Origin of the sequence: Streptomyces sp. NPDC085944 (assembly GCF_040686295.1) — a bacterium.
GTDB classification, from domain to species: domain Bacteria; phylum Actinomycetota; class Actinomycetes; order Streptomycetales; family Streptomycetaceae; genus Streptomyces; species Streptomyces salinarius.
The window spans coordinates 1-17,196 of sequence record NZ_JBFBJX010000040.1 but is presented as its reverse complement, the minus strand read 5'-3'; the positions used below and the strand labels follow the sequence as shown (position 1 = coordinate 17,196).

The following is a 17,196-nucleotide window of genomic DNA, read 5'->3' as shown; positions in this document are numbered from 1 at the left end:
TCCTCCGGGTACGGAGACTGGCGTCCCACCTGGACATCCCTTCCTGGACCATCAAGATCCATTGTCAGGGTGTCCACTCCAAGGGATCAGCCTCAGACCACCCACTACACCTACGGCAAGTACGACGAGCCGGACACCGTCACCGACCCGGCCGGCAACACCTGGACCTACACCTTCGACGCCCGCGGCCAGAAGACCGACGCCGACGACCCCGACAAGGGCAAGACCCACACCACCTACGACACCCTCGGCCGCGCCACCACGGTCACTGACGCCCGCGGCGTCACCCTCACCAACGGCTACGACGACCTCGGCCGACAGCGCACCCTGAAGAAGGGAAACACCCTGCTGGCAGAGTGGACCTACGACACCGTCGCCAAGGGCCAGCTGACCAGCAGCACCGATACGTCGACGGCCAGGCCTACACCACGGCCACCACCGCCTACAACGACGCCTACCAGCCCACCGCCAGCACCGTCACCATCCCCGCCGGCGCCGGGAACCTCGCAGGCAGCTACTCCTGGACCTACGGCTACAACACCTACACAGGCGCCCAGGAATGGATCAAACACCCGGCCGTCGGCAACCTCCCGAGCGAGCGCCAGACCACCGTCTACGGTGAACTGGACCTGCCCCAGAAGACCACCGCCGGCGCCGTCACCCTCGTCAACGCCACCCAGTACGACGCCTTCTCCCGCGTCAACCGCCTTGAGTTCGGAACACTCGGCAAGAAGCTTTATCTCAGCCGCGACTACGACGAGTTCACCGGACGCCTCACCCGGCAGACCTCCGACCGCGACATCGCACCGAAACGCATCGACGACATCACCTACGCCTACGACGACGTCGGCAACATCACCGGCCTGACCACCGCCAGCGGCCAGGACGCCCAGAAGACCACCGACACCCAGTGCTTCACCAACGACGCCCTCCAGCGCCTGACCGAAGCCTGGACCACCACCACCGACTGCTCCACCAAACCCACCAACTCCACCGTCGGCGGGCCCGACCCCTACTGGCAGACCTTCACCTACGACACGGTCGGCAACCGCACCAAACTCGTCGACCACAGCACCAACCCCGCGGTAACCACGGACGCCACCACCACCTACACCCACAACACCCCAGGCGGCAGCCTCCCGCACGCGGCACAGACCGCGAACGTCAGCGGCGGCCCGAACAACGGACAGACCAGCACCTTCGCCTACGACGACGCCGGCAACACCACCACGCGCACCATCGGCTCCCGCACCCAGAACCTCACCTGGGACGACGAAAGCCACCTCGCCACCGTCACCGAATCCGGCAAAACCACCAGCTACCACTACGACGCCGACGGTAACCGCATGATCGCCCGCGACGCCGACGGCACCCAGACCCTCACCCTCCCCGGCAACAACGAACTCAAGATCACCCCCACCGGAGCCAAAACGGGAGTCCGCTACTACACCCACGGCGACGAAACCATCGCCGTACGCACCAACAGCGGCTTCTCCTACCTCGTCAACGACCACCAGGGCACAGCCACGGCAGCGGTCGCCATGACAACCCTCGCCATCACGCGCCGCCGGCAGCTTCCCTTCGGCCAGCTCCGCTCCGAAAACAGCGAAACCATGCCCGGCACCCGCGGCTTCGTCAGCGGCACCGAAGACCCCACCGGCCTCACCCACCTCGGCGCCCGCGAATACGACCCCACCCTCGGCACCTTCATCTCCGTCGACCCCCTCATCAACATCGACGACCCCCTCCAGATGAACGCCTACACCTACGCCAACAGCCGCCCCGTCACCGCATCCGACCCAGACGGCAAAATGCTCGCAGACGACTTCACCGGCCTCGGCTTTGGCAACACCCAGTCCATGAAGCACGCCTATCAGAAGTGGGGCTACCGCGACACTAGGGGCCACACCACTCAGAAATACAGGAACAAACTCTCGAAGCTCAACAGGAGCTACAGCAGATACTACAACTCCAGCTACTACAAAAAGCTGCAGGACGACGTGGATGAGGCGGCGCGCAAGGCGGAGCAGGCCGAGAAGCATAAGAAGGACGGAATCTTCGAAAATATCATGAAGGGGGACTTCCGTGCTGCATGGGACAACAGCGGCGGCAAGGTAGTTTCGGCAGTGAGCGATCACGTATCCGATCACTGGCGAGACTATGCGAACGCTGGCCTTGTAGTCGGAGGGTTCGTTGCGGGGGCGGGATGTGCGGCCAGCATTGTCTGCGGCGTCGCGGTGGGGCTGACTGTAGGTGCGAGTACTTATGTCGTCTCGAATGCCGGGACTGATAACTGGAACTGGACCAGTTTCGGTGTCCAAACGGTCTCAACTGGGGCAGGGGGAGGCGTCGGTGCAAGGTACGCTGGACCAAAGTTCAATTCCATGGTCAGTGGTCTTCGGACGCGCGTATCTCTCTGGAAATTGGAGCGCACCGTGATTAAAATGAGGAAGGATGTAAATGGAAAGTAGGCAGCGGGTCGGGGGATGGCATTGGAGTATTTGGCTACTTGGTGTAGTCTCGGTGCTCGCCGTGTTCGTCGCGTGCTCGTATCTTCCTGGTCCTCTCGATATCATACTTCCAGTGATTTACGCAGTAGGCTTGGGCGGCGCACTAAGGCGTAATGGCCGGGCTAGCTGAGCGACGGGCAATGCACTGACCTAAGCAAGGATTAAATGGGGGTCCGCCGCAATCTCTGCGGGCGGACCCCCATGGGTACGCTCGTCGGTGTCGGTGAAATTAGTCGAACTGGTGATATGTCCGAGTGGATGATTGGTATGGGGTGGATCAGGTCGACGTGATTGAATTTGCAGGGCGTGGCCCTTCCGAGATGAGCGTCGGGTGGCTTGTCGTCTCAGGGGTCTTGTTCCCTCTGGGGCTAGTCATCGTTTTCAACATCGCAGAGATGGCGGATCGGATTTTCTTGTTCCTGATGGATGTGGTCCCCGGGCCTACCGAAAGGGGCACTCCGAGGTCAATACGGTTCGCCGCCGGAGTTATAGCGTTCCTGTGTCTGGTCAGCTTGGTGGTCGAGATTCGGAAGGGTCTCACCTGACGCGAGGAACAGGCGCGATCAGGGAGACGGCCACCAGGCTGCCTCCCTGATCTCGGGTCCGGGGTAGGACCCCCATGAGGCGTTTCAGTTCCTTTGTCCTGGGGGTGAAGTGAATCTAATATATTCAATCCTGATTGCCGTGCCGTTCATCCTGCTCGGTTTGGCGCTCATGAAGAACTTTCGCGGCATGGCGGACTTTTTAATACTGACGGTCGTCGCGATGTCAGGAAAATGGCTATTCTGACGGTTGCCCTCTTTTTAGTGCTTTCCATCTATCCTGTGGTCTGGGAGACAGTTGCCCTCCGACGGAACGCGATAAGCTCGGACGTTGACTCCTGAACGATCGGCGTCGGCCAGATGGTTTGAACCGTGCCGAGTGGCCTGGTGCTAACTTCGGCGACCATGTGCACGCACCTGGAAGCCTGCGAAATTCGGCCCCGCCCTAGCTGTATTGCCCTGTGAGGTTGGGGACGCGGCTGGCGGGTGGTTGCCCTTTCAGCGCGGTGTGTCCGCGGTGGTGATTGTAGGTGTGCAGCCATTGCGGGAATGCTTCTCGTCGCTCGGCTTCTGACCGGTAGGGGCGGGCGTAGGCCCACTCGTCCAGCAGGGTGCGGTTGAAGCGTTCGACCTTGCCGTTGGTCTGGGGCCGGTAGGGCCGGGTTCGTTTGTGTGCGATCCCGGCCGCTGCCAGGGCATCGCGCCAGTCGCGTGAGCGGTAGCAGGAGCCGTTGTCGGTCAGTACCCGTTCGACGGTGATCCCGGCCTGGGTGAAGAAGGTGTGGGCCCGGGTCCAGAAGGCGGTGGCGGTCTGCTTCTTCTCGTCCGCGTGGATCTCGCTGTAGGCGAGGCGGGAGTGGTCGTCGACGGCGGTGTGCAGGTAGCTGTAGCCGAGGTTGGGGCGGCCGTGGACGGCGCGGGGCCGGGCGGGGTCGCGGTGCGCGGAGCTGTTGCGGCCGCCCCGGGCCCTGCCGTGGACCTTGTGCCCGCCGCCGTCGGGGATGTTGCCCAGCTTCTTGATGTCGACGTGGACCAGTTCGCCGGGCCTGGCGCGTTCGTAGCGGCGCACCACGCGGCCCGTGGCCCGGTCCAGGTGGGACAGGCGGGCCAGGCGGTAGCGGGCAAGGACGCGGTGCACGGTCGAGGGCACCAGGCGCAGGAAGTGCGCGATGCGGGCCGGTCCCCACCGGCGCAGCAGACGGACCTTGATGATCCGCCGCTCGGTACGGGTCGGTGTGCGGCCCGGGCTCGTGCGTGGGCGGCTGGAGCGGTCGGCCATGCCGGCTTCCCCCAGGCGGCGGTAGCGGTCGGCCCACCGCTGGGCGGTGGTGGGCGAGACCTGGAAGCGTTCGGCGGCCCGGCGCAGGGGCCAGCCGTCCTCGACCACGCAGCGGGCCAGGCGCAGGCGTCCGGTCTCGGTCAGGGGTGCATTACGGTGGGACACGAGGGCCTTTCTGGTTGGTGTAGACGTCGCAATCCACACCGAACCGGAAGGCCCTCACCCGTTCAAGATCCCTCAGCCAAGACCTGTCTCACCGTTCACAACCTCCCCGGACAGAACACCTAGGCGGGACCGAATGATTGGGGCGGATGTGGTAGGGGGCTGCGAATCCCGGGGTGGCTGCAGGGTGCTGAAGATGACTTCGTCAGTCTGGTGCCGTTGAATGGTCAGGGTGAGAAAGAATAGGCTATTCTTCATGAATCAGCTTGTGCTTCGGCGCCGGTCCTGGCCCTTCATCTGCGGTATCGTAATTGCAGGTCTCGCCGTTGGAATGCTTGTGGCGGTATGGAGAGTAACTTCAGTGAATGGATTTCGGACCGGCTGGCAAGGTATACCGATATATTTTGCTCTAGCGGGTGTCTGCGGAAGAGTCGCCAACTGCAAAATTGTACTGCGGGGCAATGTGCTTCTGGTGGTTAATCCTCTGAGTACCTATTGCATTCCGAAGAACCTGATCCGTGGTGCAGTGGTCGGTGATGACGGCACGCTTGAGGTGACTCTCGATGAAGATCGCAGTGTCTCTGCGTTTGTATTCGGAGGGTCTCTTATTGATTGCTTTAAGGGTACAAGTGGTGAGGCGGGCCGAAGGATCGAGGCTTGGCTTCGTACAGATCCTGTGGAGAACAGTGACGAGGCGGAGCTGGGTATGGGCGACGACCAGGAGCCAGGTCCAGCGGTCCGCGGCCTCGGGAGTACGGATTTTCGGGGTGGTCCAGCCGAGCGTCTGTTTCCCGAACCGGAATGTGTGCTCCAGGTCGAATCTCCTGAGGAACACCTGCCACCACAGGTCCACGTCCGCCGGGGCGGCGCCGGTCTTCGAGGACCACAACCACACCGGCGGGGCCTCCCTGTCCTTCGAAAGATGCTCAACCTTCAGACGGACCAGAGTGCCCTCGACGATGGGGAGTTCGCCGTCGTGCTCCAGCCAGGCCGAGCGGTGGGTCAGCCTCGGGTGGACCCGGTCCCATGCCTGCACCTCGGCTTTTCCGTAGTTGGCGGTGTCGGTGGCCGTGGTGATCGCCGCCTCGGGCCAGGTCTCGGGCTTGGCGAAGCGGAACTCTTTGCCGTGCTTCGGCGGTCGCCCGCCCTGGGGATAGGCCAGGGAGTACTCCTTGAGCGAGGGCTTCGGCAGACGCATCACCCGGTCACTGCGGATCCGCCCGACCAGCTCGACGGGCAGATCCCGTAGCACCCACGCCAGGCGGGTGACGTCGTAGCCGGCGTCCATAACGATCGTGATGTCCGGGTCTCCGGGCGTCCACTGGCCGGCGGCGATGAGCCGTTCGGCCACGGCCCTCAGCTGGGCGGCGGTGACCGCGGTCGCGTCGTCCTCGGGCCCGAGCCGGACCACGTCCAGGATCCCGGTCCACGAGGTGGCGCCAGGCTCCAGGACCGCGACGAAGGAATACGGCCAGCCCGGGATGAACTGCGACGCGGACTTCGCCCGCCCATAGACGTGGCAGAACAGCCGGTCCGCCGAGCACGGCGCGTCCGACCGCAGCCACGGCGACACATCCACCGCCAGCACCAGACGCCCGCCCTCGAACCGCGGCAACGACAGCCCGGCCAGCACCGTCCGCAACCGCTCGACGTCGATCCGGCCATGGTTGAGAGCTCCGTACAACGCTCCGTGCCCACGACGATGCTCAGGCACCAGCGTCAGACCCACGGGCGAGACCACCGGCCCCTCGACGCACAACAGCGCGTCCGTCAGCTCGAACAGCTCGTCACGCCGCGCGGTCAGGCACTCATAGAACTCACCCCGGAAGCGTGACGCTTCCGCGAACGCCTCCTTCCGGACAACATCAGGCAGCAGACTCACCCTCACGGCCTTCGTCGTGGTCACGTGCACCTTGGTCGGAGCACATGATCAGACGAAGGCCGCCCCCACGTCCGGCGAATCCCCAGGCGAGCGAACCCGTTCGAGACACCGTTCGAGGTCGTGGCACCATGTACGGCATGACGACCAACCGAAAGGCCCATGCCGCGTAGACGGCCAGGACACATCCGGGCCAGCATCCCGGACCGGCACCAGTCACAACACTCAAGGTCGGCCATCGACCGCCTCTCCTCACGAGCGCTGTCCGAGATCGTTCGTCTTGAACGCACGCGGAACTACCTCCAGCCGGGGGACATCAGCGCGGCATTGCGCTTGTGGAAGGACTACGTCCACAAGCCCGCGCGCGAGCTCTGGCACGACGACGAGTTCGGCAACGTGCACTGGTACTGCTGCGGCAACCCGCTCGAAGCCCGTGCCCTGCTCGACGGCGTGATCCGAGCAATGTCGTCTCGCGGAGCCCGCGAACTCCGCAAGATCATCGAAGAGCTCGATACCTTCATGGGGCCGCCCGACCCAGCAGCAGACCGCCGAAGATAAAGAACAAGCTAAGTAGCTGCTGTCGTTCGGGAGTGTTCAATGATCGGCGGATCCGATGATCAAGGAGACGCCAGATGAGCGACACGACCATCGAGCAGATACCGGGCAGCGAGCCGGCGGCGGCCGTGCCGGCGAGTGACGAGCAGTTGGTCGCGATGCTCGTGGACCGGGCCCGCAGCGAGGATCTGCAGCTGACCGGGGAAGGCGGGCTGCTCCAGCAGCTGACCAAGCGGGTCCTGGAGTCCGCCCTGGAAGGCGAGATCACCGATCACCTCGGCTACGACAAGCACGACGCCGAAGGTCGGGGCAGCGGCAACAGCCGCAACGGAACGCGGGCGAAGACGGTGCTGACGGATGTCGGCCCGGTCGAGGTCAGGATCCCCCGGGATGTGGCGGGCACGTTCGAGCCGGCCATCGTGAAGAAGAGGCAGCGGTGCCTGTCCGGAGTGGACGAGATGGTGCTGTCGCTGTCCGCGAAGGGGCTGACGCACGGGGAGATCTCCGCGCACTTGGCCGAGGTCTATGGCGCGAGCGTGTCCAAGGCCACGATCTCCACGATCACGGACAAGGTGATGGACGGGATGGCGGAATGGTCCAACCGCCCGCTGGACCGCGTCTATCCGGTGCTGTTCGTGGACGCGATCAACGTGAAGATCAGGGACGGGCAGGTCGCGAACCGCCCCATCTACGTCGTCATGGCCGTGACCGCCGAGGGCCACCGCGACATCCTGGGGATCTGGGCCGGTGACGGCGGCGAGGGCGCGAAGTACTGGCTGAGCGTGTTCACGGACCTGAAGAACCGGGGCGTCGACGATGTCCTGATGCTGGTCTGTGACGGGCTGAAGGGCCTGTCCGAGGCGGTGGAAGCCGTCTGGCCTCGAACGATTGTCCAGACCTGTGTCGTTCACCTGCTGCGGAACAGCTTCCGGCACGCGGCCCGCCAGGACTGGGACAAGATCGCCAAGCTGCTCAAGCCCGTCTACACGGCCCCGAACGAGGCCGCCGCGTCCGAGCGGTTCGGCGAGTTCCAGGAAGCCTGGGGCAAGAAGTACCCGGCGGTCATCCGGCTCTGGGAGAACGCCTGGGCCGAGTTCGTACCCTTCCTCTCCTTCGATGTCGAGATCCGCAAGGTCATCTGCTCGACGAACGCCATCGAGTCCGTCAATGCCCGCATCCGCAAGGCCGTCCGGGCGCGCGGACACTTCCCCAACGAGGCCGCGGCCATGAAGTGCGTCTACATGGCCCTCATGTCTCTGGACCCGACCGGCAAGGGCCGAAAGCGGTGGACCATGCGCTGGAAGGCACCCCTGAACGCCTTCCAGATCGCCTTCGAAGGCCGGCTCACCCCGGCCGCCAACTGACCCACTACAGAAACTGGATCAGCCGTTTACTGGACACACCCCCCCCAGGCGAGCCCGCCGCGCCGGCCAGCCGGTGGCTCACCCTGCCGGCACTGGAACGCCTCGTCTCCTACGACAGCCCCCGCCCCTGCGCCGAGCCGTGCACGCCACCGCCGATCGCCTGGCGGCACCGGCCACCGCCCGTGCCTCTCACCGCGCCCACCGCGCAGCGCGTCGCCCACCAACTGCATGCGGCGACCGCACATCCTCGCCTGGCCGCGGCCGTCGCCGCCGCGCTGTTCACCGGCGCCTCCCTTCAGCAACTCGCCACCGCACGCCCTCGCGACTACGACGACGCCGCGGCCACACTCGCCCTGCACGACCGAGCCCGCTACACCGACGGCTGCGCCGCCTACCCCGTACCGCCCTGGGCCGGCGTCTTTCTGCGGGCCGCGGCCTGCTTCCCCCGGCTGGTATCCGGCGAGGACCATGAGCTGCTCGCCGCGCCAGGTGACCGCGGGCACCTGCTGCGCATGGCAGAGGCGGCCAGACTGCGCCCGCCCCAGCCGCCCACAGCTCACCGCAAAGGCCCGGTCGGCCGTGTGGAGTGGGACTGGCGCGAGCGGCAGGAAGCCGAGAGGTGCGAAGCGATACCGGCCAAGCGCGCCAGGCCGTCGCAACGCTGACCGCCCTGCAGTGCTCGCTCGATGGGCCAGGCTCAGCCGATCGAGAAGTCGGCGAACTCGACGTCGCTGAAGGAGACGTGCAGGCCATGGGCGCGGCGGCCCCACTCGCGAAAGTAGGCGTGCCCCAGCGCACGGGCGAGTATCACCGTCTGCTGCTGCTCGCCCGCGCCGGCATCCCGAGCGGCGAACAGCTCCCGGGCTACCTCTCCCGGCAGGTCCTGAGTGATCCACCGCACCCGCGGATCGTCCGAGGACCCCGCAGGAGCCGCGAATCCAAATCGCGCACGGGTATGGAAGACGAAGCCCTCCGCCTCTGCCTGGGCACGCCGACGGGCCCGTACCCGGGGCTGCCACCGAGCCAGAACCGCTTCCTCGATCGCCCGGACCTGCAGCGGACCCGGCGGACGACGCGCTCCTGGCTTCTTCGTCACCCACCGCTGCACGGTGCGCTGCGAGACCCCCAGCATCGTGGCCACCTTCCGGGGGGAACCCCGGTTCCTCGCCAGCAGAAAACGTAGGCGGGCCTCAGTGCTTGAGGGAATGGGCCGGGTGCGCAACACGCGCTCCAGTCCCTGCTCGATCTGTCCCAAGTCCGCCTCCCCAAGCGATCAGCCCGCACGGCTGGCGCCCCCACAGTCGGTAGCGTCAGTTCTCCCGCATCGCCCGCCCCTGCCTGCCAGTTTTTGCATTCTCGGGACAGCGCCGGATGACGCAGGCTACGAGCCCCTTGGGAGCACCGGCGACAAGCTGGCGGCGCGCGTCAGGGCGGACGTCGCCGACACCCCGGTGCTGTCCTTCGATATCGAGTCCCATCAAGGTATGAGGCCGAAAAGTCCCGCCGGATGGAGGCCTGGACTGTCCGGATGCCGCATCCATCCAGGCCGGGTGATCCTGAGGGGGCAGGGGCGGCCAGGCGGAGTCGGAGAGGGGCGTCGTGCCGGACAAGGCCACACTAATTCCGTAACTGGTGCGACGCGTTGCACGTTCGCTGCGATGCGCCGGCGCCATCGTCGGTTTCGAGTGTCGTTGTCGGCGGGATGCGTGAGACTGCCCATGTGTTGATCGGTTTCCTCTTCGCGGTTACCCCGTGGTTGGCCGTGGTCGGAATGGCGCTGTTCCTCTTTCCTGGACCAGTTCAGCGTTGGGGCTTGGCGTCTTTGGAGCGCTTCGAGCGAGGGCGTGCCGACTCGGGGGTGCGTCGAGCTGCTCCGCTTCTGACGCAGATGCTGCTGCTGCCACCACGAATACGAGACCGGGTCGGCGGCCACGGCTTGGCGCCTGGGTATGTCGTGCGGTGGTGGCGTGCCCGGCCTCTGGCCGGACCGTTCAAGTTCCTCCGGTTTGTGCTCCTGTTGTACATCGTGGGGCACATCGACGATGTGGCCGACTGGGAGAATCTGCGGTGGAGTGCGGACCCGGGACCGCACCCCGGTGTGATGCAGGCGCTGCTCAGCAGCTTGGCGGGCATGCCGACGACGGTTGCTACCTGGGACTCCTCCACGATCAGCAGAGTGTCGGCGCTCTTGCTCACGGCCTTGATCCTGATCGCCGAGGTGCGGTTCATCAAGCGCGTGAATCTGACCGGCTCTGGCAGCGGCGCGACACTTGCCGCCTACGACTTGGAGGTCCTCACTGGCCGCGCGGACAGGGAGAGTGTGCTCGTGGAGGACCGGCGCTGTTGGCCGGTCGTTGCCCTGCTGACGGTCGCCGCCCAGTGCGCCACGGTTCTGCGGCGCTGGGAGGAAACCCAGCCGGACTGCCAGATCCCGCGCGTATCCGTGCAGCCGGTGGAGCACGTTATCTGGAGGGCTCACCGCACCCGACGCGCCAGGGCCAGACGGCACAACGAGCGGCAGTTCAAGGCCCATGCCGCCCTGGTGGTGGGCGCGCTACGGCGGGCCGAAGCGCAGCAGGACTCCAAGCCGGACCGCGCCCTGGAAGACCTCACTGTGATGCTCCTGACCATCGCCGAACGCTACGCCGAGGGCCGTGTCGATGACCTTCTCGACGCAGACCAACTCGCAGGCGTCACTCCGGCCGCACCGAGGGAGCGTTTGCGGGCAGTCGTGGTGGGGCTCACGGTCGTGCTGGTGATGGCCGGCGCGGCCGTCCTCGGGCTGCCCGATGCTGCCCTCATCCCTCTACTGCCGGTGGTGGTCCTCTTCGTCGCAGTCGTTGTCAACCGCGGGCGGATGCCAACACCAGGGCAGCTCACCGATCTGATCATCCCCCGGTGAGGCGGGAAACCGCGGATCAGCCCCCGTCCTGAAGCCCGACAGGAAGCCGCTCCGCGGTGTCTTCCTTCGGAAGATCCATGAAGACCGTGACTGGACTCACCCGATGAGTGAGCGGAGCCCGGGGACGCTGACACCGGCTGCGGTCAGTCCGGCCAGAACGGCAGCAGCTACGGCACCGCCGCTGAGGAAGGTGAGCCCTCCGACGATCAGGCCGATGACGACCGCGATCAGAAGGACGACGGCCGTGTGGATCGTCAGGAACGGGGCCGGCCCTTGCGGCGTCGGTACGGGCGAACTCACTATTTCTCCCCAGAGGTTGATGATGTGACGCCCGCTCGTAAGTGTCCGTCCGAGCTCCACCCCACGGCCTGATTACCAGGCTTCCCATGGCTGCGAAAGAATCTTGGAAAAGTCCGTGGGGTGGCCGTGGGGGGCGCACTTACAAGGGGTCGTCTCGGTGCCGGCCGCGGCGGCCCGGGAGCTTGCGACTGGGCTGGCGCGGTTGGTGGCGAGCGGTCCCCTTGCACAGCTAAAGGGGGCGTGGACGACAACCGGAAGGGGAGGGCATGCAGGGCGACGGCGCGGGCGAGGAGGTCGCGGCCGCGCGCGCCCGCAACCTACAACCTGAAGACGGCCGGCCTGACGCCCGACGCCTGCTCGGCGCCCCCGTCACCTCGCAGGACCTGCGCGCCATGAACGGCCGCCAGACCAAGGAGGCCCGCCGGGAGCAGGTGAGCATCGACCGCAGGCTGGCCGACGGGCGCCTGGTGGCTATGCTCGAGCAGGACGGCTTCCAGGGCCCCCTCTACGACCGGTTCGTGGAGGAGCTCGTCCGCTACGGGATCTCTGTCCTGCGCGGCTGGATGCACTCCGGCTACATCTTCGAACTGGTCGCCCAGCGCGTATTCGGCCTCAACCCGCACGAACTGGACCTGGAAGACCTCGCCACCGACAGCGACCTGCGCGAGGAACTGGCCACGATGACCATCGCCCGGGCTCTGCCGCGCTTTCGTCAGCAGGCCCTGGTCGACAAGGGATGGACTCCTGAGGGCGGAGCAAGCATCACTACCTACTTCATGGGGGCGTGTGCGTACGACTTCCCCAATGAGTTCCGCCGGCACCGGACCAGCGAAACCCGGCAGCACCGCGCCCTGCGCCGAGAGAAGGAGCTCTACAGCCCGCCCGTCAGCACGATCAGCGTTGCCGAGGAAGTCCTGGGCAACCTGAGAGTCCTGGACGAACTCGGAGAGATCACCGATCCGCATCTCAAGGCGGTCGTGGCCCTGACGCTGGACGGCTACTCACAGGAGGAGATCCGGGAGCTGGTGGACGCCACGACCGTCCGGGCCGTCGAAGGCCTGATGTACCGCTGGAGAACCAAAGCGAAGCAGAACAGGAGGGGGACCGCGATGACCAGCCGGGACGACGAGTTCAACGCGCTGCTCAACGCGTCATCGCTGGGCACTGACGCAGCACGGCGCCTCAGGGAGCGGACCCCGCAGAGCACCGCCAAGGCCATCCGCACCATCACGCATCTGCGCAACACCGTCGTGCACGGAACCGGACCCGTGACAGAGCAGGCCGTCACCGACATCCTCACCGCGCTTGGCTACCTGACCAGTGACGACGCAGGCCTGCAGAGGCTGCGCGTGCCGTGGATCGCCTTCGTGTCCACGAAGGGCCTGAAGCGCTGGAAGCTCTGCCCGAGGCCGTGGAAGCCCTCAGTCTCCTGGTTTGGGACGACCTCGACTCAACCACGTCGCTGGAACTGCGTGCCGCATTCACTGTCGTCGCCGCGCGCCTGGCGATACAGGCCGCCGCGCCCGTCCTTCTCACCGTGGCGGAGACCGCTTCTGTCATGCGGGTGTCGAAGCAGGCCGTCTACCGGCTGGTGCACAGCGGGCACCTGCCGGCTGTCCGCACCGCTTCCGGAAAATCCTTCCGCATCCCCGAAGCCGCCGTACACGACTACGTGCGTGAGTCGTTCAAGGAAGCACCGGTCGACCCACGCTGATCGCGAGGAGTCGCGTGAAACGACTTACGCGCCACCCAGGAGGTCACGCAGCGATGCTGCTCCGCGCCCGGGCAGGACGTGTCGACGCTGAAGCACCAAACCCAGCCCTACGGATTACGTGCGCTTTCCGTACGCGAATCGTACGCTTTGCGTTCGAGTTACGCACGCTTCACGGAGCAAGCTTCAAGTGGGGCCGGGGCTGCGGCGGGCTACCTTCTTTCGTGAGGTTTTCTGCGGGGTGCCGGCCTTTTCCATCTGGCCGATGCTCCTCGTCGGGCTGCTTCGCGGCTTCGCTCTGCTCGTCCACAGCCGGTCCTTTTCCTGACGCGCCCAGCGATTCGCCAGGACAGTTTCCGGAACCGGCTACGCCCACTCCACCCCCAGCTCCCGCAGGGCGTCGAGTTGCTTGGCGGTGAGTTTGTCGCGTCTGGCGCGGGTGTTCGAGACCCATACGCCTAGCTTCACGATCATTGGCTCCGCCTCGCCGTCGACCGTGATCTCCTCGGCGTGCCCGCGGGGCACCGGGCGGTGGGCACCTTCCCGTTCCACCCACTGTGCGAGGGCTGCCAGGCCGCGCTGGAACGCCTGCTGCGCCTTGCTCGGCCCCTTCGTCGCATGTGCTGTCGCCGGGGCCGGAGACGGCGCTTCAAACGGCTGCACGCCCAGCTTCGACAGTCCTTCCTGCTGCTCGGTCGACAGCTGCGCCCAGGTGCCCGGGTTCTTCTGCCGCTGGAGCCACTTGCCCAGGTCGTCGCCTTCGAACAGCACCCCGGGCTGGATCTCGGGCAGGCTGCCGTCGGCGTCGACCAGGTCCGCCAGGACGCGGTAGTGGCGTTGCCAGTCCAGTGGCCAGGGGCAGTTCCAGTCGGGGTCGATGGCGGTCAGCCGCGCCGCGCGCGCCGCTGCCCGTTCGGGATTCTTGCCGAGGCCGCCCTTGCGCCTGAGATTCGCCAGTAGCTGACCGATGGGGACAGGCTTGCCGTTGGCGGGGTCGTCCCACAGGGCGTCCTGCCGGGGTGCGAGGTGCCCGGTGGCGCGCTGGTAGGACCGCAGCGCGGCGAGCTTGGTCTCCCACGCCTCTTCGCCCGGCTCCCAGACCATGCCGGCTTCCGGTGCGTCGAGGAGCTTCTTGCGCCGCGGTTCGAGCTCCCCGGCCCGCAGTGCCTTCCGCTGCTGGTGGACCCAACGTCCCAGCGGGAACGCCTTCGTCGCGCCGACCTCGGCCTCGGTGTCGTACGGAACGGCGTACAGCCCGGTGATCTCGTTCTGCGCCCGCCAGCGCAGCAGCGCCTGGTAGCCCTCCAGCCACACCAGCGACTCCGGCCGGTAGATCCGGGTCCGCAGGAACGCCGCGATGGTTGCCGCGTCCCGGGGAGAAGAGAAACGAAGCAGGGCCGACTCGGCAGCGGCGTCGGTGTCGCCCTGCTCCTCGTCCTCGCTTCCGCTCCCACCGCTGGTCCCGACGGTGCGGCCCTCGGTGTCGCGCTGGATGTGGGTCTTGCGCTTGCCGCTGGTGAGGGCGCGGGAGGCGAGCTGTTCGACCAGGCGCTCGTCATGCGAGCGCAGGCCCTGGAGGACGGACACGAGCGGCTTGAAGCTGGCGGAGGCGACCATGTCGGCGGGGTCTTCGCCGGGCTTGAGGAAGACGGGCACGATGATCCGCGCGACCTTCGTGGAGCCGTCCCGGTTGGGCCGGAGCGCCCGGCCGATGTTCTGGACGACCTCGACCTGGGAGCCGCGGGTGTCGGCGAAGCAGATGGCCTCGACTCCCCGTTCGCCGGTGATGTCGACACCTTCGCCGAGCACGCGGCAGCTGGCGAGGAACGCCCGGTGCACGCGTCGATTGTTCGCGTCGACGCCGTTGGCGAACTGGCGAAGGACTTCGCGTCGTTCGGCGACGGTGTGGTCGCCGCACAGCCACGCCGACCACACCCGGTCCGGTGGTACGTGCCGTCCGGTCTCCAGCTCGTAGAAGGTCGCGCCGATCGACGATGCGGGGAGCGGGTCCGCGGCCACCAGGCCGTCGTCCGAGACATCATTGACGTACAGCGCGGCCGCGGTCTTCGGCAGCTTCTCTGCGAACGCGGCGGCTTCCTCGACCTTCTGATGGAACGTCATGACCGTACGGAGGTTGTACGCCGCCACGTGCTCCAAAAGTGCGGTCTGCAGCAGCGCCAGGCGCCGGCCCCGCTGCGCCTCCTCCGATTCCTCGAGGACGGGGAAGGGGTCGCGGATCTCGAGGACGTCGATCTCGAAACCGGCGAGGATGCCGCGCTCGATCGCCTCCGAGAGATCCAGCTCGGCCAGCCACGGCCCGTAGGTGGCGGAGTCCTGCCCCATTGACGCGAGCTCCAACTCCTGGCCGCCGGCGTCCCTCTGTGGGCGGGGCGGGGCGAGGATGCGTGGGGTGGCGGTGAGGTAGAGCCGGAAGTCGGCGGGGATCCGCTGGTTGTCGTGGATCGCTGCCCACGGCCTGCCAAGCTCTCCCGCGGTTGAGTGGGCCTCGTCCACGATGGCGAGGTCGAAACCGCTCATTTGCTGGCCGTAGAGCCGTTCTCCGCCCGCCAGAGCGGCCTCCAGTGGCCCCCGCACCTTCCGCTGCCCCGTGGGGTCCTCCGGGTCCTCGCGGTCGACCAGGGAGGCGTACGTGGCGAACACGACGACCGGACCGGACCCGGCCCACAGAGCGAGCTGGATCGGGTTCGTAGTGGTGCGCACGCCCAGAGAGTTGAGCACCGCATCGCTCTCCAGCGAACACATCGCGACCATCGGCGCCCGGTGGCCCACCAGCCGCCACGCCTGGGCGGTCTGCACGAGCAGGTCCAGGGTCGGCACGGTCACGAGGATCCGCCCACCCGGGAAGCACTCCAGCGCGCACGCGGCGGCCGTGATCGTCTTGCCTGATCCGGTCGCGGACACGATCGTGCCCCGGGCACCCTGCCGAGGCACAGATGATCTTGCAGGGAATCCCACCCACTTACGGAAGGCCGCCTTCTGGTCGACCTGGTGTTCCCTGAGCAAGACTCCCTGCATTCCTGCTTCCCTTTCCCGGACGCAATTTCAGACGGCGAGGCTACTTCGAAGGCCTGACGATGTCGTCGAGTCCTCGAAGTCCCCATTCGTCGAGTCCGGCGTAGATGGTGGCGGTCCGGCACTGCGGCGCGTCCATGACCTCGGCTTCGCCCCGGTAGACGGCGACCAGCGAATCGCTGCCGCGCCACCAGGTGTCCGTGAGGCCGGCAACCTCCGGCACAGCCTCGAACCTGTCCAGCTCAAGGCCGTCCACGGCACCACCCGTCAACATTGTGGTCGTGCGTGCACACCTACGGGCGTGATCTGCCAAAGCCAGAGCCTCCACCCACCCCTCAACACTGGCGTGCAACGGCACCCACTTCCCGGCATGAAGCCCGAACTCCCCACCCGGACCGATCACGAACGAGTAGGGAAGAGCCGTACGCTGCGCACCGGCTTCGAAGTGCCAGTCAGGGTCCGGCCCCTCGGGTACGTCCCCGCTGAGCGTCCGAGGTCCTCCGTCATAGTGAGGAGAAGGGGGAAGAGCCAGGCCACCCCAGACAGTCTCGAAGGCGGCCACCCGGTCGATCTGAGCCTCGGGTATCCCATGCTCCATCCACCGAGCCCTGTACTGCTCTATATCGCTACGACCAGTCCAGTGACCATGACACCCAATAAAATATTGAGCCCTACGTGTAACCCCTCCAGGGATTCTCTCACTCAACGTCATCGCCCCACCCCTACTGTGTTTTCGCCAATGTTACATGATGCATCACATGATGCAGGGTCACCGCCCCCAACCATCAATCCCTCTCGCCGCCCGGGCCGAAGGCCCGTTAGCGGCACCGCGCAGCGGGGCCGGTCCCCAGGACGCGCAGTACCCCTCGCGATCTTCTTCTTCGTGGCCGGCATCGAACTCAAACGCGAACTCGTCGCCGGTGACCTCAAGGACCCCAAGGCCGCCGCGCTCCCGGTGG

12 protein-coding genes and 4 pseudogenes are annotated in these 17,196 nt (G+C 66.4%); 8 read left to right on the top strand and 8 right to left on the bottom strand.

Features of this window, described 5'->3' with window-relative positions; all coding sequences use genetic code 11:
• Window positions 1–69: 69 nt before the first annotated feature.
• A pseudogene (locus AB0P07_RS36315) lies at window positions 70–189 on the top strand (hypothetical protein); the annotation flags it as partial.
• A 167-nt stretch (window positions 190–356) separates the two neighbouring features.
• A complete protein-coding gene (locus AB0P07_RS36310) occupies window positions 357–2,471 on the top strand; it encodes an RHS repeat-associated core domain-containing protein (protein WP_365558594.1) in 2,115 nt (704 codons plus the stop codon).
• Between the two features lie 1,026 nt (window positions 2,472–3,497).
• On the opposite strand, the gene AB0P07_RS36305 is transcribed toward AB0P07_RS36310, so the two are convergent.
• Window positions 3,498–4,496, bottom strand: coding sequence for an IS481 family transposase (locus AB0P07_RS36305; RefSeq protein ID WP_365558592.1), 999 nt, complete (start codon window positions 4,494–4,496; stop codon window positions 3,498–3,500).
• A 688-nt stretch (window positions 4,497–5,184) separates the two neighbouring features.
• Window positions 5,185–6,375 (bottom strand): annotated as a pseudogene (locus tag AB0P07_RS36300) (NF041680 family putative transposase); the annotation flags it as partial.
• Window positions 6,376–6,534: 159 nt separating this feature from the next.
• On the opposite strand from AB0P07_RS36300, the gene AB0P07_RS36295 reads away from it, so the two are divergent.
• The 3 genes from AB0P07_RS36295 to AB0P07_RS36285 all read left to right on the top strand — a co-directional run bounded on the left by AB0P07_RS36295 (window position 6,535) and on the right by AB0P07_RS36285 (window position 8,956).
• Window positions 6,535–6,930: a hypothetical protein gene (locus AB0P07_RS36295; protein WP_365558590.1), complete on the top strand. Its 396-nt coding sequence runs from the start codon at window positions 6,535–6,537 to the stop codon at window positions 6,928–6,930.
• Window positions 6,931–7,085: 155 nt separating this feature from the next.
• Window positions 7,086–8,291, top strand: coding sequence for an IS256 family transposase (locus tag AB0P07_RS36290; RefSeq protein ID WP_365558598.1), 1,206 nt, complete (start codon window positions 7,086–7,088; stop codon window positions 8,289–8,291).
• A 182-nt stretch (window positions 8,292–8,473) separates the two neighbouring features.
• Entirely contained in the window at window positions 8,474–8,956 is a 483-nt protein-coding gene (locus AB0P07_RS36285) for a hypothetical protein (RefSeq protein WP_365558588.1), read from the top strand.
• Window positions 8,957–8,988: 32 nt separating this feature from the next.
• On the opposite strand, the gene AB0P07_RS36280 is transcribed toward AB0P07_RS36285, so the two are convergent.
• Together AB0P07_RS36280 and AB0P07_RS36275 are read right to left on the bottom strand one after the other, a co-directional pair.
• Window positions 8,989–9,192, bottom strand: coding sequence for a terminal protein Tpg-like protein (locus AB0P07_RS36280; protein WP_365558601.1), 204 nt, complete (start codon window positions 9,190–9,192; stop codon window positions 8,989–8,991).
• Window positions 9,193–9,396: 204 nt separating this feature from the next.
• Window positions 9,397–9,516: pseudogene (locus AB0P07_RS36275) on the bottom strand (XRE family transcriptional regulator); the annotation flags it as partial.
• A 495-nt stretch (window positions 9,517–10,011) separates the two neighbouring features.
• Between AB0P07_RS36275 and AB0P07_RS36270 the strand changes: the two are divergent.
• Window positions 10,012–11,193 (top strand): hypothetical protein, encoded by a 1,182-nt coding sequence (locus tag AB0P07_RS36270; protein WP_365558585.1) that lies wholly within the window; start codon window positions 10,012–10,014, stop codon window positions 11,191–11,193.
• A gap of 96 nt (window positions 11,194–11,289) precedes the next feature.
• Here AB0P07_RS36270 and AB0P07_RS36265 read toward each other — a convergent pair whose 3' ends face one another.
• Window positions 11,290–11,493, bottom strand: coding sequence for a hypothetical protein (locus AB0P07_RS36265; protein WP_073938126.1), 204 nt, complete (start codon window positions 11,491–11,493; stop codon window positions 11,290–11,292).
• A 317-nt stretch (window positions 11,494–11,810) separates the two neighbouring features.
• On the bottom strand, window positions 11,811–12,458 hold the full coding sequence (locus tag AB0P07_RS36260; protein ID WP_365558582.1) for a hypothetical protein: 648 nt from the start codon (window positions 12,456–12,458) through the stop codon (window positions 11,811–11,813).
• A 536-nt stretch (window positions 12,459–12,994) separates the two neighbouring features.
• On the opposite strand from AB0P07_RS36260, the gene AB0P07_RS36255 reads away from it, so the two are divergent.
• Entirely contained in the window at window positions 12,995–13,207 is a 213-nt protein-coding gene (locus AB0P07_RS36255) for a helix-turn-helix domain-containing protein (protein ID WP_365558596.1), read from the top strand.
• A 363-nt stretch (window positions 13,208–13,570) separates the two neighbouring features.
• On the opposite strand, the gene AB0P07_RS36250 is transcribed toward AB0P07_RS36255, so the two are convergent.
• Window positions 13,571–16,240, bottom strand: a complete 2,670-nt coding sequence (locus AB0P07_RS36250; RefSeq protein WP_365558580.1) for a Helicase associated domain protein — start codon at window positions 16,238–16,240, stop codon at window positions 13,571–13,573.
• 40 nt (window positions 16,241–16,280) lie between these two features.
• Window positions 16,281–16,493, bottom strand: coding sequence for a hypothetical protein (locus AB0P07_RS36245; RefSeq protein WP_365558578.1), 213 nt, complete (start codon window positions 16,491–16,493; stop codon window positions 16,281–16,283).
• Between the two features lie 609 nt (window positions 16,494–17,102).
• Between AB0P07_RS36245 and AB0P07_RS36240 the strand changes: the two are divergent.
• Window positions 17,103–17,196 (top strand): annotated as a pseudogene (locus tag AB0P07_RS36240) (Na+/H+ antiporter NhaA); the annotation flags it as partial.